General features: G+C 64.2%; 17 protein-coding genes and 1 pseudogene. 10 read left to right on the top strand and 8 right to left on the bottom strand.

Features of this window, described 5'->3' with window-relative positions:
- Positions 1-106: 106 nt before the first annotated feature.
- Both ACZ1G8_RS02205 and ACZ1G8_RS02200 read left to right on the top strand, forming a co-directional pair.
- Positions 107-2,203, top strand: a complete 2,097-nt coding sequence (locus tag ACZ1G8_RS02205; protein WP_472680204.1) for a malate synthase G — start codon at positions 107-109, stop codon at positions 2,201-2,203.
- Positions 2,204-2,279: 76 nt separating this feature from the next.
- Entirely contained in the window at positions 2,280-2,825 is a 546-nt protein-coding gene (locus ACZ1G8_RS02200) for a PilZ domain-containing protein (protein WP_472680203.1), read from the top strand.
- On the opposite strand, the gene rsmA is transcribed toward ACZ1G8_RS02200, so the two are convergent.
- The 4 genes from rsmA to ACZ1G8_RS02180 all read right to left on the bottom strand — a co-directional run bounded on the left by rsmA (position 2,822) and on the right by ACZ1G8_RS02180 (position 8,474).
- Positions 2,822-3,643: a 16S rRNA (adenine(1518)-N(6)/adenine(1519)-N(6))-dimethyltransferase RsmA gene (rsmA, locus tag ACZ1G8_RS02195; protein ID WP_472680202.1), complete on the bottom strand. Its 822-nt coding sequence runs from the start codon at positions 3,641-3,643 to the stop codon at positions 2,822-2,824. The two genes, ACZ1G8_RS02200 and rsmA, sit on opposite strands and share 4 nt — an antisense overlap.
- Positions 3,636-4,649, bottom strand: coding sequence for a 4-hydroxythreonine-4-phosphate dehydrogenase PdxA (pdxA, locus tag ACZ1G8_RS02190; protein ID WP_472680201.1), 1,014 nt, complete (start codon positions 4,647-4,649; stop codon positions 3,636-3,638). The genes rsmA and pdxA overlap by 8 nt, the downstream gene beginning before the upstream one ends.
- Positions 4,646-5,989: a peptidylprolyl isomerase gene (locus ACZ1G8_RS02185; protein WP_472680200.1), complete on the bottom strand. Its 1,344-nt coding sequence runs from the start codon at positions 5,987-5,989 to the stop codon at positions 4,646-4,648. The genes pdxA and ACZ1G8_RS02185 overlap by 4 nt, the downstream gene beginning before the upstream one ends.
- A gap of 139 nt (positions 5,990-6,128) precedes the next feature.
- Positions 6,129-8,474: an LPS-assembly protein LptD gene (locus tag ACZ1G8_RS02180; RefSeq protein WP_472680199.1), complete on the bottom strand. Its 2,346-nt coding sequence runs from the start codon at positions 8,472-8,474 to the stop codon at positions 6,129-6,131.
- 100 nt (positions 8,475-8,574) lie between these two features.
- On the opposite strand from ACZ1G8_RS02180, the gene ACZ1G8_RS02175 reads away from it, so the two are divergent.
- The 7 genes from ACZ1G8_RS02175 (at position 8,575) to ACZ1G8_RS02145 (ending at position 12,699) form a co-directional block, all read left to right on the top strand.
- Positions 8,575-10,032 (top strand): leucyl aminopeptidase, encoded by a 1,458-nt coding sequence (locus ACZ1G8_RS02175; protein ID WP_472680198.1) that lies wholly within the window; start codon positions 8,575-8,577, stop codon positions 10,030-10,032.
- Between the two features lie 15 nt (positions 10,033-10,047).
- Entirely contained in the window at positions 10,048-10,209 is a 162-nt protein-coding gene (locus ACZ1G8_RS02170) for a DUF2256 domain-containing protein (protein WP_221554168.1), read from the top strand.
- 70 nt (positions 10,210-10,279) lie between these two features.
- Positions 10,280-10,672, top strand: a complete 393-nt coding sequence (locus ACZ1G8_RS02165) for a DNA polymerase III subunit chi (RefSeq protein WP_472680197.1) — start codon at positions 10,280-10,282, stop codon at positions 10,670-10,672.
- 40 nt (positions 10,673-10,712) lie between these two features.
- Entirely contained in the window at positions 10,713-11,234 is a 522-nt protein-coding gene (locus ACZ1G8_RS02160) for a hypothetical protein (RefSeq protein WP_472680196.1), read from the top strand.
- 90 nt (positions 11,235-11,324) lie between these two features.
- A complete protein-coding gene (gene ndk, locus ACZ1G8_RS02155) occupies positions 11,325-11,747 on the top strand; it encodes a nucleoside-diphosphate kinase (RefSeq protein WP_221427975.1) in 423 nt (140 codons plus the stop codon).
- A gap of 147 nt (positions 11,748-11,894) precedes the next feature.
- Complete coding sequence (locus tag ACZ1G8_RS02150; protein WP_472680195.1) at positions 11,895-12,248, top strand: hypothetical protein; 354 nt, start codon at positions 11,895-11,897, stop codon at positions 12,246-12,248.
- 55 nt (positions 12,249-12,303) lie between these two features.
- Entirely contained in the window at positions 12,304-12,699 is a 396-nt protein-coding gene (locus ACZ1G8_RS02145) for a nuclear transport factor 2 family protein (RefSeq protein WP_472680194.1), read from the top strand.
- A 12-nt stretch (positions 12,700-12,711) separates the two neighbouring features.
- Here the strand turns inward: ACZ1G8_RS02145 and ACZ1G8_RS02140 are convergent, their stop codons facing one another.
- From ACZ1G8_RS02140 to purM, 4 genes and pseudogenes are all read right to left on the bottom strand, one after another.
- Complete coding sequence (locus ACZ1G8_RS02140) at positions 12,712-13,914, bottom strand: sulfotransferase (protein ID WP_472680193.1); 1,203 nt, start codon at positions 13,912-13,914, stop codon at positions 12,712-12,714.
- Positions 13,911-14,117: a hypothetical protein gene (locus ACZ1G8_RS02135; RefSeq protein ID WP_472680192.1), complete on the bottom strand. Its 207-nt coding sequence runs from the start codon at positions 14,115-14,117 to the stop codon at positions 13,911-13,913. Before ACZ1G8_RS02135 ends, ACZ1G8_RS02140 begins: the two co-directional genes overlap by 4 nt.
- Positions 14,117-15,082 (bottom strand): phosphoribosylglycinamide formyltransferase, encoded by a 966-nt coding sequence (purN, locus tag ACZ1G8_RS02130; RefSeq protein ID WP_472680191.1) that lies wholly within the window; start codon positions 15,080-15,082, stop codon positions 14,117-14,119. The genes ACZ1G8_RS02135 and purN overlap by 1 nt, the downstream gene beginning before the upstream one ends.
- Positions 15,075-16,173, bottom strand: a pseudogene (purM, locus tag ACZ1G8_RS02125) (phosphoribosylformylglycinamidine cyclo-ligase). The gene purN and the pseudogene purM overlap by 8 nt, the downstream one beginning before the upstream one ends.
- Before the next feature lie 93 nt (positions 16,174-16,266).
- On the opposite strand from purM, the gene ACZ1G8_RS02120 reads away from it, so the two are divergent.
- The gene (locus ACZ1G8_RS02120) at positions 16,267-17,538 is read left to right on the top strand and encodes a heavy-metal-associated domain-containing protein (RefSeq protein WP_472680190.1); all 1,272 of its coding nucleotides are present in this window, start codon (positions 16,267-16,269) and stop codon (positions 17,536-17,538) included.
- Positions 17,539-17,552 lie beyond the last annotated feature (14 nt).

Genomic DNA, 17,552 nt, shown 5'->3' with positions numbered 1-17,552 from the left:
CCAAGTCCACCCCGCGCCTTGCATTCGTCAACGGCTGGCGGCATAGGTCGTGCCACTCCTCCCCGGGTCCACATCACGAAGCCATTCGCTTTCCCAGAGGAGTTCCATGACCAATTACGTGACGCGCGCCGGTATCGAGGTCGACCCGGCGCTGGCCACTTTTGTCGAAACCGACGTCCTGCCGCCGCTGGGCCGCGATGCGGACGCTTTCTGGGCAGGCTTTGCACAGCTTCTCGGCTCTTTCGCGCCGCGCAATGCCGCGCTGCTCGAGAAGCGGGAGGACCTGCAGGCGAAGATCGACTCATGGCATGTGGAGCGCGCAGGCCAGCCGCATGACGCGGCTGCCTATCGCGCCTTTCTTGAAGAGATCGGCTATCTCGTCCCCGAGCCAGGCGATTTCACCATCGGTACCGAGAATGTCGACCCCGAGATCGCAACCATGGCTGGCCCCCAGCTCGTGGTGCCGATCCTCAACGCGCGCTTCCTGCTCAACGCTGCCAATGCGCGCTGGGGCAGCCTTTACGATGCTTTCTACGGCACGGACGCGCTCGACGCGCCGCCCGCGCGGCCCGGCGGTTATGACGAGGAGCGCGGAGCTGCTGTGATCGCCGCTGGCCGCAAGTTCCTCGATGAGGCCCTGCCGCTGGTGGACCAGAGCTGGGCCGATCTCGCCGACGAGCACGACGGCAAGCTCGAGGACGAGAGCCAGTGGGTTGGCCACACCGAAAAGGGCCTGCTATTCCGTAACAACGGACTTCATATCGAAGTGCAGTTCGACCGCGATCACCCTGTCGGCAAGACCGACAAGGCAGGCATTTCGGATATCGTCCTCGAAGCCGCCCTGACCACCATCGCCGACTGCGAGGATTCGGTCGCGGCAGTCGATGCGGAGGACAAGCTGCTCGCGTATCGCAACTGGCTAGGCATCATCCGGGGCGACCTTTCCGAAAGCTTCGACAAGGGCGGCAAGACCGTAACTCGCGCGCTTTCCGAAGACGTCACTTTCAAGGACGGCGAGGGGAAGGAGCACTCGCTGCCCGGGCGCAGCCTGATGTTCGTGCGCAATGTCGGCCACCTGATGACCAATCCGGCGATGCTCTGGGACGGAAAGGAAATTCCGGAGGGCATTCTCGATGCCGTGATGACCAGCGCGATCTCGGCGCAGGACGTCGCGGGGCTCGGCAAATACGGCAACAGCCGGAAGGGCAGCATCTACATCGTGAAGCCCAAGATGCACGGGCCGGAGGAATGCGCCTTCACCAACGATCTGTTCGATGCGGTCGAGGACCTGCTCGAGCTGCCTCGCAACACGATCAAGGTCGGCGTAATGGACGAGGAACGCCGCACCTCGGCCAACCTTGCCGCCTGTATACACGCGGTGAAGGACCGGATCGTCTTCATCAACACCGGCTTCCTCGACCGGACGGGTGACGAGATACACACCTCGATGCGGGCCGGCCCGATGATGCGCAAGGGCGAGATGAAGAACTCCGCCTGGCTCAGGGCTTACGAGGCGCGCAATGTCGGCATCGGCCTCGCGCATGGCCTGTCGGGCCGTGCACAGATCGGCAAGGGCATGTGGGCAGCGCCCGACCTCATGGGGCAGATGATGATCGAGAAGATCGGTCACCTCCGTGCAGGTGCCAACACCGCATGGGTGCCGAGCCCGACCGCGGCGACGCTCCACGCCATCCACTATCACCGCGAGGATGTGTTCGAGATCCAGGAGGGGCTGGGCGATGCGGCCAAGCTCGACGAGCTGCTGACCATTCCGCTCGCCGAGGGCACCAACTGGTCGGAAGGGGAAATCCGCGAGGAACTCGACAACAATTGCCAGGGCCTACTCGGCTACGTGGTGCGCTGGATCGATCAGGGCGTGGGCTGTTCCAAGGTGCCTGACATCAACGACGTCGGCCTGATGGAGGACCGCGCGACGCTGCGCATCTCGAGCCAGCACATCGCGAACTGGTTGCTCCACGGGGTTATCACCGAGGAGCAGGTGATGGATGCGCTCCACAGGATGGCCGCCAAGGTGGACGAGCAGAATGCCGGCGATCCCTTCTATGAGCCGCTCCTCGAAAATCAGGACGGCGCTGCCTTCAGCGCCGCCAAGGACCTCATTTTCAAGGGCGTGGAGCAGCCCAGCGGTTATACCGAACCGCTGCTGCACGCGTGGAGGCTGAAAAGGAAAACTGCCGCCTGAGAAACTGCCTGCCGGCGCGTCAAGGGACTGGTAAAGTTTCGCGGTTAAGCTGTGCGACCTATAAGGAATAACGGTCGTGCAAGTACAAGGCAGAGCCATCCAGGAACGTCGCGAGGACAGGATCGACATCCTTGTCCGCGCCACCATGCATGCGCCCCAGAGTGCGGGCGTGGTACGCCTGTGCAATATCTCGCCCGCAGGGGCGCTGATCGAGGGCAACGACCTGCCGGCGGTCGGCAGCAATGTCGAACTGCAGCGTGGCGCGCTCTCGGTCTCGGGAACAGTCGTTTGGCTGGGGGATGACCAGGCCGGGGTCTCCTTCGAGCAGCGCATCACCGTGCAGCACTGGCTGCCCAATGCGGAGCCGCAGCGCGCGGTCGACCGCGCCTTCCAGCGTATCATGCAGGAAATGCGCGGGCAGGATAATGTCGAGGCACTGTCCGCCCCGCTTCATGGCTCGCAGATCACTGCGGATGACATGGATCGCTCGGCTCGCGCACTCGAGGAACTGGCCGATGCACTGGCCGGTGAGCCCGAGCTCTTTGCGCGCTATGCGACCCAGCTCCAGTCGCTGGATGTAGCCGCACAGATGCTGCGCAAACTGGCGCTACGCGAAGACTAGCCGAGAACGCGGGCGAGCCGCACGAAATCGCCGACTTTGAGCGTTTCGGCACGGCGCTGAGGATCGATGCCGATCCCTTCGAGCGCGTCGACTGCGCCGGATACGGACTTGAGGCTCTGCCGCAGCATCTTTCGGCGCTGGCCGAAAGCGGCCTCGGTCAGGCGCTCGAGCAATTTCGCCGACACACCCTCGGGCATTTCGCCCGGTTCGACGTGGACGATGGCGCTCATGACCTTGGGCGGCGGGGTGAAGGCGCTGCGGTGGACCTTCATCGCCATCTTGGCCTGCGCCCGCCACTGGGCAAGGACCGCCAGGCGCCCGTAGGCCGAGCTTCCGGGTTTCGCCACGATACGCTGGGCTACTTCCTGCTGGAACATCAGCGTGAGCGAGGTCCAGAGCGGCGGCCATTCCTCGCCGCCCATCCAGCGCGTGAACAGCGCGGTGCCGACATTGTATGGCAGGTTCGACAGCACCGCGTAGGGCTCGGCCTCCATCACGTTGTCATGATCAAGCTTGAGCGCGTCGCCCTCGATCACGCGCAGCTGGTCTGGAAATGCCATCGCGAGTTCGGAAAGGGCGGGGAGGCAGCGCGTGTCCATTTCGATCGCGGTCACCTTCGCGCCCGCACGAAGCAGCGCGCGGGTGAGACCACCGGGGCCGGGGCCGACTTCGAGCACGTTCCTGCCGGCGAGGTCGCCCGGAACCGCGGCAATGCGGTCGAGCAGCTGCTCGTCGAAAAGGAAGTTCTGGCCGAGCGCCTTCGACGCGCTGAGGCCATGACGCGCGATGACTTCCCGGAGTGGAGGCAGCTCAACCATGGCGCGCGCGCCTTGCGGCCATTTCGCCTGCCATACGCAGCGCTGCGATCATCGCGCCGGGATCGGCGAGACCCTTGCCCGCGATATCGAACGCCGTTCCGTGGTCGGGGCTCGTCCGCATGATCGGCAGGCCGAGCGTCACGTTGACGCCCTCGTCGAAGTCCAGCGCCTTGAGCGGGATCAGCGCCTGGTCGTGATACATCGCCAGCGCAACATCGTAAGTGCTCCGCGCGCGCGGCGTGAAGAGCGCATCGCCCGGATAGGGTCCGGTAATCGCGAGACCTTCGGCCTGCAGTTCCCCGATGGCCGGGGCGATAATCTCCGCCTCTTCGCTGCCGAAGCGGCCGTCCTCGCCCGCGTGCGGATTGAGCCCGCAGACAGCGAGCCGCGGAACCTCGATTCCGAAATCGTGCTGCAGCGAGGACGCGACAATCCTCGCGCGTTGGCAGATCAGCTCGCGTGTGAGGAGCTTCGGCACGTCGGCGAGCGCGTGATGGATGGTGAGCGGCACGGCGCGAAGGCTCGGTCCGGCAAGCATCATGACCACGTCATGACGATCCAGTTCGCAGGCATCTGCGAGATATTCGGTCTGGCCCGGCTGGGTGAAGCCGACCTTTGCAAGCTCCGACTTTGCGATGGGCGCCGTCACCAGCCCTCCGGCTTCTCCGGCGAGAGCCAGCCTGGTCGCAGTCACGAGCGAATGCAGGGCGAGCTTCGCCCCCGCTTCGCTGACTGTGCCGGGCTCATAGGGGTGGTCTGCCTCCCCCAGCACAGGGAGTGCCTCGTCCCATACCCCTACAGCTTGCGAGGGGTTCTCGATCTGTTGGACCTGCACCGCGATCCCGCACGCTTTTGCAGCGGCGGACAGCACGCCAGCGCCGCCAGTCACGAAGAAGGGCGCAATGCCCTCATGTACGCGCCGGACCCATGCAGCCGCGATGATCTCGGGTCCGATCCCCGCCGGATCGCCGAGCGATACCGCAAGCGGGGGTAGTGCGGGCGTCAATTGTACTCGATGTAAGCGTCGTTGCGCAGGTCGCGCAGGTAGCGCTGGGCCGCCTTGTTGACGCGCTCGTCCTCGATCTGAGCCATAAGCTCGTCGAAGTTCGGACCGCTTTCGCTCTGCGGGTCGTCACGACCGCACAGCATCAGCACGCGCACGCCTTCCTGAACCGAACCGAAGGGCGGCGTCACTTCGCCGATCTGCAGGCCGAGAACGATGTTCTGCAGCTGCTCGGGCAGGGCGCGGGCGCGGATCTGGTCGTTGGTGACAACGTTTGCGTTGAGCGATGCAGCCACTTCGTCGGCGCTGCCGCAGCCACGCATCGACTGGACGCCCGAGATGAAGCTCTGCAGCTTCGCTTCGTTCGCTGCTTCGCCGGCGGCGGGATCGAAGGAAACCTGGATCTGCTTGAGGCTCAGCATCGCATCACGCGGATCGGCGGTCAGCACCTGGCGCTTTTCGCGCAGGAATACGATCCAGTAGCCACCCGAAATCTGGATCGGGCCGACCAGCTGGCCAGGCTGCATCTGGCCGACGACCGTCTCGAGCTGCGGATCCTTGAGCTGGGGCAGGTGGATCCAGCCAAGGTCGCCGCCGACCGCAGCGGTCGAGGCTTCGGAGAACTGGCGAGCATAAGCGACGAAGCTGCCGCCCTGTCGCAGCTGCTCGACGATCTTCTGCGCGTTCGCTTCAACGGCAGCAGCGTTCTGCGGCGTAGCCGAGAGGAAAATTTCCCAGACCCAGTACTCGTCAGTACCCTTGGAAGCGTTCAGGCGCTCCATCAGCTCGTTCACTTCTTCGGCCGAGACATTGACGAACATCGAGACCTTGCGGCGCAGGAGGCGCTGCCAGGCAAGCTCGCCTTCGATCTGGCGCTTCAGCGAACTCGGCGAGGAGCCGATCGATTCGAGGTAAGTGTCCATGTCCTCGACCCGGCGATTATTCTGCGCTGCGAGGCGGTTGTAAGTCTGGTTGATCTCTGCCCGGTCGATCTCGATTTCCTCGGCCTGGGCCGCCTGGATCTGCAGGGTTTCGTCGATCAGGTTGCGCAGGACCTGCGCGCGGACGCGGGCCATTTCCTCCGCCGAAATCTCGTTCTGGCTGGCATCGACGAGCAGCGCGACGCGCTGGTCGAGGTCGGTGCCGGTGATGACGTGGCCGTTCACAACCGCGGTTGCCCGGCGCACATTCGGATCGGGATTGGTGAGCATGTTGAACTGCTCGGGCAGGTTCAGCGGATCCTGCGCACCCACTGCAGATTGCGCGCTGGCGCCCGGTGCGCTGGCGAGAAGTCCGATGGCTGCGGCCGCCGTGGCCAGTTTCGAAACGAATGTTGCGTTCACGCTCAAAAAATCCCTTGCGGCGCGTCTTTGGCGCCCGAATGCGGCGGTCATGCCTGACCCCGGCTTAACCGTTGCTGATAACCGAGGGCGCGGATAGCGTGTTTGGCCAGCGCTGCCAACACGCAGCGCCCGCTCCAACCTAGCGGAACCCCAGATTTTTCAGGCTGAAGTAGAGCTGGAAGGTGTCGCCGCGCTGCGCATCGCCCGCAGACACGTAATCGCGCCGCCAGGTCGCGCCCATCTCAAGGCAGTCGTCCTGGTAGGCAATGCCGAGGCGCGTGCGGATAGGCTGGAAGCCGTCGCTGGTGAGCGTCGGGTCTTCTTCGCGGTCGGTCAGGTTGAAGACGCCCGAACCGAAGGCCGACCAGTAGTCGGCGAAAGCCACGCGTACCGCGGCACGCAATTCCTCGCGGTCCTGCAAGTCTTCCACCGTGGTGATGTCGCGGTTCAGGCGCAGGTAGCCGATCTCGGCGTAGGTCCGGCTCGAGCCGATCGTCGCATCGATCTCGTTACGGCGGACGGCGAAATTGTCCTTGTCGAGCCGGTAGCGGTGCGTGAACTTGAGGAAGTCTCGGTAACGCAGCTGAGTACGGCCTACGAAGTCGCTCACCTTTTCGGAAAGGCCCGTGCCGTCGGGGAAGATGTCGCGATCTGAATCGAGACGGTAGGACTGACCGAGCGTCGTGAGCAATTCCCAGCCCGGACGACGGAGTTTCCAGTCGAAACCATAGGTGACGCGCGCGCCGTCTTCGACCCGGTCGTAGCCGGGGAAGCGGTTGAGCGCGAAGAGGTTGCTATCCTCCAGGTCGATCGCGCGTGCATCCTCGTTGGGGATCGCGAGGTTCTTGATGTCGGGCGTCACCACCAGCTGCACGCGTGGTGTGAAGACCTGCTCGCCGCCGAAAAGCTCGCCCACGAAAGGCCATTCGACATCGACTGCGCCCAAGGCGACGCCGCGCGTTTCCCAGCCCGGATTGCCGCGATAGGAGGCGGTCTGGGTGAACTGGTTGCCGTCCGAATGGTAGACGTCGCCGCGCAGTAGGCCGGTGAAGGTCACCACCTGCCCGAGACCGGTGATCTGCTTCAGGTCCCATTGCGCCTTGGCGAAGGCGCGCTCGGTTTCCTGCCCTTCCTTGCGTGTGATGGCGAGAGTGTTGAATTGAAGCTCGAGATTGCCGCCCGCGACCGGATCGGAGAGCCGCTGGCGGAAATCGAGGACGGGTAGCGCGACCGGGACATTGTCCTGGTCTTGGCCAAGCCTCAACGTCTGCGTCGCCCAGCCGGCCAGCGAGAAATAGGAATCGGTGTCTATCCGCTCGAGGTCGATCATCGAGCGCAAGCGGTCGTCGCGGCTTATGTCGTAGCGGCGCAGGAAGGTGCGGTCGCTGGCGAGGCGTATCGACCCGGTCAGGCTCCATTCGGGGGAGAACTGGAACTTGCCGTTCGCGAAAAGGTAGCCGCGCGGTTCGCTATCGAAGGTATCGGTGCGGCTCGCATCGGTGAAGCGGCGGCTGTGCGTCGCATAGCCGGTGATCTGGTAGGCGCCCTTATCGGTCAGGTGCCGCCACTGGGCGGAGACCATGGGCGGCGCCTCGGAGAAAACGTAACCGGAAACGGTGAGGTCCTGGTTGTCTGCGAAGCGCAGGTAGTAACTGCCCGAAACTTCGACGCCGTTGCTTTCCGAAATACGCAGGTCTGGCACGAGGAAGCCCGACACGGCGCCACCGTCCGTACGGATCGAGAGGCCGGGTAGCGGCAGCAGCCGCGCTCCGAAAAGCTCGAGATAGGCGCCGCGGAACCGCACGCGCTCGTCTTCGGGATCGTAGATCACACGCTCGGCCGTGATCCGCCAGCTTGGCTCCTTGTCGCAGCCTTCAGGATCGGTCACCGCGCAGGCGCTGTAGGCCGCTTCTTCGAGCGTGATCGATCCGTCGTTCTCGCGCACACCGCGATTGGCCGCGAGCCTGCCGCCGGCACGCAGCGCGAGCAGCAGGTCTTCCATCGCACCCGCCTCGAACTGGTCGGTCAGCTCGACGCGTTCGGTGTAGAGCTGGTTGCCGTTCTCATCGACGAAGCGGACATTCCCGCTCGCAACGATCACGCCGGTACGCTGGCTCCAGCTGACGCTGTCGGCGCGCAGCGAACGGTCGCCCGAACGCAGCAGCACATCGCCTTCGGCGGTAGTGATGTCGGCATCGCTGTCGTAGCTCAGGATATCGGCTTCGAAGGCGATCTGGCGTTCGCCCTCGGCGTTGAATTCGGGCGGAGGGATCTGGGTATCATCCTCGCTCGCCACGATGACCGGGTCTTGCGGGGCGGGAAGGTCGCTTGGGCTCTCGCCTTCCGGTTCTTCCACCGTGCCTGCACCGGTGGCTGCGCCTTCCTGCGCAAAAGCGGGCGAAGCGCTGGCGAGCACGAGCGCCGCCATGCCGGATCCCAGCAGGTGCGACACGGTTATGTTTCTATTGGCGGGGGCCGGGACCATGGCTTGCCTATCGCACCGGCCACGCCTAATCGCAATCGCGTTTCCTCGGGGACCGGCGGCACGGTCGGCTTCCCGTCCAGAATATATCTTGGGAGATTCCATGCACATCCAGTTCAGCCAGTCCCGTCCGCAAGGCGCGCGCCTCATTGCGCATGTGGTCGACAAGGGCAAGCTTCCTGATTCCCTGAATGCCGCAATGCGGGCAGGTGCCGAGGCGGCACGTTTCAAGGGCAATGCAGGCCAGACCTTCGACGGTTTTGCTGAAACCGGCGATGGCGTTGCTCGCCTCGCGCTGGCTGGTGCGGGAGACCGCAATGAAGAGGGCCGCCTCGCAAATCTCGAGAAAGCGGGCGCTGCGCTGGCAGGCAAGTACCAGTCGACCGGCGACAAGGAGCTGGTCCTCGACCTCACCGACAGCTCGCTGGACGCGAACGAGGCGGCGCATGTGCTGCTCGGCCTGCGCCTGCGCAACTGGCGCTACGATGTCTATCGCACCAAGCTGAAGGACGAGCAGAAGATCACGCTCGAAGGCGTCACCGTAATCGGAGCGCCTGAGGGAACCGAGGCCGCATGGCAGGATCACCTCGCGCTGGCCGAGGGTGTGGAGTTCACCCGTGAGCTCGTGACCGAGCCTGCGAACATTATCTATCCCGAAAGCTTTGTTGAACGCTGCAAGGAACGCTTCGAGGGCACCGGTGCGGAGCTGGTCGTTCTCGACGAGGCGCAGATGGAAGAGCTCGGCATGGGCTCGCTCCTCGGCGTCGGCCAGGGTTCGGTACGCGAATCGCGCATCCTGGCCATTAGCTGGAATGGTGGCGGCAGCGAGGCTCCCGTGGCCTTCGTCGGCAAGGGCGTGACCTTCGACACCGGCGGCATCTCGATCAAGCCGGGGCCGGGCATGGAAGACATGAAGTGGGACATGGGCGGCGCCGGTGCGGTTGCCGGCGGCATGCTCGCGCTCGTTAAGCGCAAGGCGAAGGCCAATGTGGTCGGCGTCATGGGTCTCGTCGAGAACATGCCCGACGGCAATGCCCAGCGTCCGGGTGACGTGGTCAAATCGATGAACGGCCAGACCATCGAAATCCTCAACACGGATGCCGAAGGTCGCCTGGTTCTGGCCGATGCGCTGCACTGGACGCAGGAAGAATACCAGCCCTCGCGCATCGTCGACTTCGCCACCCTCACCGGCGCGATCATCATCTCGCTCGGCCACGAATACGCAGGGCTCTTCTCGAACGATGACGAGCTGTCCAAGGACCTTTCCGAGGCGGGTGAGGCCGTGGGCGACAAGGTCTGGCGCATGCCGCTGGGCAAGGCCTACGACAAGCTGATCGACAGCCCGATCGCCGACATGAAGAACATCGGCGGCAAGGGCGCAGGCTCGATCACCGCCGCTCAGTTCCTCCAGCGCTTTATTGCCGACGATACGCCCTGGGCGCATATCGACATTGCCGGCATGGCCTGGTCGGACAAGCCGGGCCGGACATGGGGCAAGGGCGCTACGGGCTACGGCGTGCGCCTCATCGATCGTCTCATTGCCGATACGGTCGAAAGCTGATCGGAGACTGCGCTCATGGCGAAGATGAGGCGCAAGGCAGACCTTCCCACGAAGATCTGCGCGACTTGCGGCCTCAGCTTCGCCTGGCGAAAGAAATGGGCGCGCGACTGGGACAACGTACGCTATTGTTCCGAGCGATGCCGGCGCAATAAGCCGGCAGGCGAAGAACAGAGCTGAAGTCAGGAAAAGGGGTCACTTCATCCTCGTCGATTTCTACCAGCTGAGCCGCGATCCGGTGGATGTCACAGTGGTCAAGCTTGCCCGCAAGGTGATGCAGGCGGGTGAGCGGCTGCTGGTGGTTGCGGCGGACGAAGGGCTGCGTACCCGGCTGGGCAATGCGCTCTGGCAGCAGGGCGGGGGCAGCTTCCTTGCCAACGGTCTCGCCGATGCACCCCACGCGGCGCGCCAGCCGATCCTGATTTCGGATGGTTGCGAGGCTCCGAACGAGGCGAGGATGGTCATCCTTGCCGACGGTCAGTGGCGCGACGAGGCGTGCGCGTTCGATCGCGCGATGCTGCTGTTCGATGCCGAAGCAACCGAGGCTGCCCGCGACCTGTGGCGCACGCTCTCTGCGCGCGAGGACATAGAAAATCGTATCTTCAAGCAGACGCCCGAGGGCAGTTGGCGCGAAGGCCGCTGAATTTTCAGGAACCTGCCGCAATCTCGCCCGTCGATTGGGCATGAGATCCTGTTCTCCCATTCTCCTCTGCTGCGCCCTCCTTGTCTCTGCTTGCGGAGCTAGCGACACCGATGCTGGAGAAGATGTTGCCGAGGCAGCGGAGACCGAAGCTCTCGGCTCCTACACGATCGATCCCGAAAGCGGCGAGGTCCGCGCAACGCACACCGATGCGGCAGGCGTGACCACCACCATGCGGGCGGGCGAGAACGTGCCGGTTCGCTGGCCGGAGCCGTTCACAGCCTACCCGGGAGCTGAAATCACCAACACGACGCGGGTCGAACAGGGCGACGGCGCTTTTGTGACGGTCGAGTTCACCACGCCCGACGTGCGCGCCGACGTGGTCGAATTCTATCGCAAGCAGGCGGTAGAAGCGGGTGTCGAACCCGAGATCGAGGTGTCGGGCGGCGAAACCACCACGCTGGGCGGTGAGAACCGCGATCGCAAATCCAGTTTCGCACTGCAGGTAACCCGCGTCGACGGGCGGACCGAGGGGCAGATCAGCGTCGCGCGCGGATCCGACTAATTCTTGCCCCTTCGCCCCCTTGGCGCTAGGGGCGCGCGCGAGAACTCTCTCCCCCCGATAAACATTCGAAATTCGCAAGGAACACACATCATGGCGGTCACCCGCACCTTTTCGATCATCAAGCCCGATGCCACCCGCCGCAACCTGACCGGCGGCGTCACCAAGATGCTTGAGGAAGCCGGCCTGCGTGTCGTGGCTTCGAAGCGCATCAAGATGACCCGCGAACAGGCCGAAGGCTTCTATGCGGTCCACAAGGAACGCCCCTTCTTCGGTGACCTCGTTGAATTCATGACCTCGGGTCCGGTCGTCGTTCAGGTCCTCGAAGGCGAAGACGCAGTGAAGCGCAACCGCGACGTGATGGGCGCCACCAATCCGGCCGACGCCGAAGAAGGCACCATCCGCAAGACCTATGCCGAATCGATCGAAGCAAACTCGGTCCACGGTTCGGACAGCGAAGAGAACGCAAAAATCGAGATCGATTTCTTCTTCGACGAGAGCGAAATCGTCGGCTGAACGACTTAAAATTACTCTTTCGCGCTCGAAAAGTGTGAAAAGTAAACAAGTTAGGTGACGGGCGCATCCTGGGCTAGGCTGCGCCCGTCATGCTTTCGGCATTGTTCCCTCACCTGCGCGAACGGCGCACTCGCGAAAACGCGGTTCGTGCTTTCGTGGATCTCGCTCAATCGCAGGCAATATCGACGCACTGCCGAATATGTGTCTGAAGACGTTGTGTTTTCTGACGTGAGCGGCGACACGATCAAGGGTCTCGATCGCATGATCGATACGGTCGAACGCTTCCGGAAGAGCTCGGACTGGCCTGAAATCGTCATCGAATCGGCCGACTACAGTGACGGGGAAGTGCTCCTGCGCGGCCGCCTTGATACAAGCGTACGCGAAATAGCTGGCGACACGTTTTGGCGCGTCGGTTTTGACGATGACATGATCTCGGCAATCGAAGTCACCCGCGCGAACGGCAACATGACCGTGCCCCGGTTCGCCGCGCGATACGCCTGATACTGGATTCCGCCCCCAACCTGCGGCAAAATGCGCCCGAGCGGGGGATTCGCGAATGCTCTTCAAGGATCAGCGAAAGGATGCAGCGCGCCAGTTGATGGCGGCATTCAACGCGCACGATCACCTCGCGCTGGCCAGGTGCCTTACGGCCGATTGCATCTTCATCGACAGTGCCGGTGGCCGGATCGAGGGGCGTAGCGGCTGCGTCGAGGCGACCCGGCTGTTCATGACGCTGGAACCCGAATTCCATATCGAGGTCGACAGCTATTCCGTCGTCGGCGACGAAGTGCTGATGCAGGGGGAGACCACTGCCAGGGACCCGCTTGTCGCGAAGGACCGGTTGTGGCGGGCGAGGGTCGAGGCCGGCCGGATCGCCGAATTCCAGACCTATTGCGATGGCGAACCGCGGCAGCTCGCCCGGCTACTGGGCCAAGGCGCCGACCAGATGTAGAAAGCGGCGGCTCTAAGCCCTTGCGGCGGAGCCGAAATTGGCGATCTGGCTGGCATGGCGGCCATGCGGATCGCTTGCCGACTTTTCCCGCTCATCGGTCATTGCTGCAAGGCTTTGGTCGGGCAGCGGTATGCCGAGCGTGAGGTATGCCTGCATAATCGCCGATCGCCAGTTCGCGTTGAGCGCCGAGAATGCGATGTGGGCAACCGGCCCTTCGAATTCTCCGAGGGCCGCCTCCATCGCTGCCTGCCGGATCGCGATCTTGCGAGACCAGGCCTCCTGCAACCACTCGATGTCATGATTGTCGGACTGGAATGCCATCTGGCTGGCGGTCATGGATATGCTGCTTGCCAGCACTTCCTCATGGTCGCGTTCGCATACGACGAGACGGGCGTCGGGAAATTGGTCGAGCAGCGCACCGAGATCCTCGGCGAATTGCGGGCACTTGAGCACGCGGGGCTTTCCGGCATCGCCCATCTTGGCAGCATCGGTGCGCAGGATGCGCGCGAACTCGCGGTAGATCGGCGCCTGGTCGCGGCCTTCGCTGAATGCCACAAATGTATCGATCCGCCACTGCGCCTCGAATGTCGCGGGCGACAGTGCCGCAGCGAGCCAGCCGATCTCCTCGTCGGTGCGCAGGCTGCCGAAGGGGTGCATGGTGTCGAGCCAGGGGTTGATCCGGCGCGCCAGCGCGAGCGCGAAGCGGCCCTTGAGCGGCCTGAGGTCAGGCTTCGAGGGCACTGGATCATGGCTGTTGCAGAAACGCGTACCGCTGTGCTGCGGGTCTGCTGCAAGCAGGCGCTGGACACGGGTGGTCCCGCTGCGCATCTGGCCGACCACAAGGATGGGCGGCGCAATCGGTGTGCTCGCGAGCTCCGGCTCCTCGCGCCAGATCCTGCCAAGCGCATGGCGCTTGCGGATCGCGCCGGTGATCTGGCCGTATGCCATCGCATGGCCCAGCGCATTAAGTTCAGCCTCTTCACGAAGCGCCTTGCACAATATCTCGAGCCGTTCGCGGAAGTCGGCGACCGCTTCCTCGCTCCTGATGGATATCTCGTCGGCAGCATCGAAACCGCGGCTGCCGATCTGCCAGAGGTAGTCCGGCTCAAGCGGCGGCTTTTCGTCCCAGCCGCGCTCCCACATATATTCGACCGCACGATCGACGCGCTCGGCCATCCGCGAGCGGGCAAAGGGATGCGGACGGGGCGGCGTCACTTGCCGCGCTCCTTCCAGCGTTCGAACATTTTCGTGCCGACCATGCGCAGCAGGTGTGCGCCTATCAGCACGCCGCCGGTAATGAGGACCGCGTCGAGCGTGTCGACTTCCTCGGTCTGCCAGCTACCGTCGTCCTGCAGCGCGATCATGCCGATCGCGAGGATCGCCACGATGAAGAAGATGTATGGCGTCAACCGGTCCATCAGAATTCGTCCGCCGCATCCATCAGCCTGGTCGCGCTCTTGGGCGCAACGCTGCGCCAGCTGCGCTCCAGCCAGTCGGCGACATGGTCCCAGTCGAGGCCCGGCCTGTTGAGGATCATGCCGATCCAACCGCTCGCGCCGTAATAGGCGGGTTTGAAATAAGCCTGCGGCTGCGCTTCGACGAGGTCGAGTAGCTCGTCCATGCTGCCAGTCTTGACCAGGACGGCGACATGGTCGCTGCCGTGATGCTGGTCGTTGAAATAGGCGAAATACTTGCCCGATTTCTCGCTTCCGGCACGCCAGCCGGGCGAACCGTGGCTCTCGCGCTCGTGGCTTTGCGGCAGGGCAAGCGCCAGTTCGCGCACTTTGCCGAGCAGAAATTCAGGATCGTTCTCGCGGCCCACATATTCACTGACAACGCGCGGATAGAGCTGATGCTCCGCAAATCTGACCCGTTCGGCGAGGCTATCTGCGGTTTCGCCTTGCCGGATGGCGACCTTGACCTGCCCGAGCACCTCGCCCGCATCGAGTTCGGGAGTGACGAGATGGACCGAGACGCCGCCATGGCTGTCGCCCGCATCGATCGCCCGCTGGTGGGTGTCGAGCCCGGGGTATTTCGGCAGCAGCGAGGGGTGGATGTTGAGCATCCGACCTTCCCAGCGCGTGGCGAATTCATCGGTGAGGATGCGCATGTAGCCGGCGAGCACGATGTAGTCGGCGTCGGCATCGCGGGCGGCCTTCTCCATCGCTGCGTCGTGATCGGCGCGGGCCATGCCCTTGTGGGAGAGCGCGAAGGTGCTCACACCCTCGGCTTCGGCGAGGGCAAGCCCCTCGGCCTCAGGATCGTTCGCGGCGACAAGCACGACCTTGAAGGCGGCATCTGGCAGGAGCGAGGCATAGAGCAGCGCGGCCATGTTGCTGCCGCGCCCGGAGATGAAGATCGCGACCTTCGCCTTCTCAGCCAAGGTGGACGGCCTCCCAGTCCTCGCGCGCGGACCAGGTCCCCTGCGAACCGCGCACCGTGCAGCCCTTGTCGCCTTCGACGATGTGGCCGACGGCAAGAACCTGCTCGCCTGCATCTTCGAGGCGGCTGCGGACTAGCTCGACCTTTGACGGCTCGACCGCGAGCACCATGCCCACGCCGCAGTTGAAGGTGCGCGCCATTTCGCCCGGCTCGATATTCCCCTGCGCCTGCAGGAAAGCCATCAACCCAGGCTGCTGCCAGCCGTCGGCATCGACCTCGGCATGGGCGCCTTGCGGGAGAACGCGCGGAATGTTCTCGAGCAGGCCGCCACCCGTGATGTGGGCCATCGCGTCGATCAGCCCGTCGCGCACCAGCGGGAGGAGCGTCTTCACATAGATCTCGCGTCGGCTCGAGCAGCGTTTCGATCAGCAGCCTGTCCTGGTTGAACAGGGCAGGGCGATCGAGCTTCCAATCCTTGTCCTCTGCAAGGCGGCGCACGAGAGAGAAACCGTTCGAATGGACGCCCGAGCTTGCAAGGCCGAGTAAGACATGACCGGGCGCAACGCGTTCGCCCGTAAGCTGTTCTCCGCGCTCGACCGCTCCGACACAGAAGCCGGCAAGATCGTAGTCGCCGCTGGCATACATGCCGGGCATTTCCGCGGTTTCGCCGCCGATCAGTGCGCATCCGGCCTGCTTGCAGCCTTCCGCAATGCCCGCGATCACGCGTTCGGCAACGCCGTTCTCGAGCTTGCCGGTGGCGAAGTAGTCGAGGAAGAAGAGCGGTTCTGCGCCCTGCACGATCAGGTCGTTCACGCACATGGCGACGAGATCGATACCGACGGTGTCATGCCGGTCGGTATCAATGGCCAGCTTGAGCTTCGTGCCCACACCATCATTGCCCGCGACCAGCAGCGGATCCTTGTATCCGGCGGCCCTGGGATCGAAGAATCCGCCGAAGCCGCCGATCTCGCCGTCGGCGCCGGGGCGCATGGTTGCTTTCACCAGCGGGCCGATCGCCTTCACGAGCGCATTGCCCGCATCGATCGAGACTCCGGCCTGTTCGTAGGTGTAGGAAGGCGTATCGCTGCTCATGGCTCACGCCTTTGCGCGAGTTCGGCCCGAATTTCCAGCAAATGCGCTTGGATTTCCCGAACCGATTGGGCAAAAGGCGCCGCAACATAGCCCATGCGCACATTTTCCTCCCTTTCTCCCCGTGGCCGCATCGCCCTGATCGCTTCCGGTATTGCGCTGGCAGGCGGTGCCGGATGGCTCGCGCAGGCACAGGTCGGCGGCGAGCGCGGGATCGCGGCAGTGGCCGCATCGCGCGATATCCAGGTGAGCGATATCGAGGTCGATGTGAGCGCATCCAGCGGGATCGAAGCGCGCGAGGAAGCCTGGCGCGATGCCCAGGTGAAGGCCTGGGAGAAGATCGACGGGCCGGATCTCCCCGAATCGCGCATCGCGGGGATGGTCTCGGCAATCGTGGTGCAGCGCGAGCGGCTCGGCCCGAAGCGCTACATCGCAACACTCGGCGTAATCTTCGACCGCCAGAAGGCCAATGCCTATCTCGGCGATGACGGGCTGACGCGGCGCAGTGCGCCAATGCTGCTCCTCCCGGTGACGTTCTCCGGCGGGACGGAACTCATGTACGAGCAGCGCAACCCGTGGCAGCGCGCCTGGGCGGAGTTCCAGGCCGGGCAGAGCAGCGTGAACTACGTGCGGCCAAGCGGCGCAGGCGGGGAATCGCTACTGCTGACGTACGGCCAGACCAACCGCCGCAGCCGCGTCTGGTGGCGCGGCATCCTCGATTCCTTCGGTGCCGCCGATGTGCTCGTTCCCATCGCACGCCTGCGCTACACCTACCCCGGCGGACCGGTGGAGGGGACCTTCACCGCGCGGCACGGCCCGGACAACGAATTCCTCGAAAGCTTCACGCTTACCGCCGAGAGTCCGGACCAGCTTCCCGCCATGCTCGAAGAGGCGGTGCGCAAATTCGACGCGATCTTCCAGGTTGCGCTGTCGGACGGCACGATCCGCCCCGATCCGACGCTTAATGTGAAGACGGGCGACCTCAATCCGGAGATCGCGCGACTTGTCGAGCTTGGCCGCCGCCTTCGCGAACAGGACGAGGCTCGCGCGCAGGCAGCTTCGCAGCCGACCGATGCAAGCGGCGGCGCGATCAGTGCAGCGCCGATCAACCAGCCTCCGCCCGAAGGCTCGGTCGCGCTCTACACCGTCCAGTTCCAGACACCCGATGCGGCAAGCTTCGGGGCCGTCCTGTCCTCTGTCCGCGGCACTCCTGGCGTGCGCTCGACGGGCGTGCGAAGCACCGCAATCGGCGGCACTTCGGTCATGACGGTCAGCTATACTGGCTCGATCGGCGAATTGGCCGAGGCTCTTCGCGGCCAGGGCTTCACCGTGCAGCAGGGAGCCACCGCGCTCTTGATCAGCCGCTGAGCTTGGGCGCAGGG

The sequence above is a fragment of the Qipengyuania sp. BR81-2 genome (genome assembly GCF_055693895.1).
Note: the sequence above shows the minus strand (reverse complement) of the source record. Positions and strands in the feature narration are given on the sequence as shown.

Bases quoted from the DNA above. Each gene is read 5' to 3' on its own strand.
- ACZ1G8_RS02120 (WP_472680190.1), top strand. From the start codon at position 16,267: ATGCGCACATTTTCCTCCCTTTCTCCCCGTGGCCGCATCGCCCTGATC.
- ACZ1G8_RS02175 (WP_472680198.1), top strand. From the start codon at position 8,575: ATGCACATCCAGTTCAGCCAGTCCCGTCCGCAAGGCGCGCGCCTCATT.
- ACZ1G8_RS02205 (WP_472680204.1), top strand. From the start codon at position 107: ATGACCAATTACGTGACGCGCGCCGGTATCGAGGTCGACCCGGCGCTG.
- ACZ1G8_RS02145 (WP_472680194.1), top strand. From the start codon at position 12,304: ATGCTCTTCAAGGATCAGCGAAAGGATGCAGCGCGCCAGTTGATGGCG.
- ACZ1G8_RS02160 (WP_472680196.1), top strand. From the start codon at position 10,713: ATGAGATCCTGTTCTCCCATTCTCCTCTGCTGCGCCCTCCTTGTCTCT.
- ndk (WP_221427975.1), top strand. From the start codon at position 11,325: ATGGCGGTCACCCGCACCTTTTCGATCATCAAGCCCGATGCCACCCGC.
- rsmA (WP_472680202.1), bottom strand. From the start codon at position 3,643: ATGGTTGAGCTGCCTCCACTCCGGGAAGTCATCGCGCGTCATGGCCTC.
- ACZ1G8_RS02170 (WP_221554168.1), top strand. From the start codon at position 10,048: ATGGCGAAGATGAGGCGCAAGGCAGACCTTCCCACGAAGATCTGCGCG.
- ACZ1G8_RS02180 (WP_472680199.1), bottom strand. From the start codon at position 8,474: ATGGTCCCGGCCCCCGCCAATAGAAACATAACCGTGTCGCACCTGCTG.
- ACZ1G8_RS02135 (WP_472680192.1), bottom strand. From the start codon at position 14,117: ATGGACCGGTTGACGCCATACATCTTCTTCATCGTGGCGATCCTCGCG.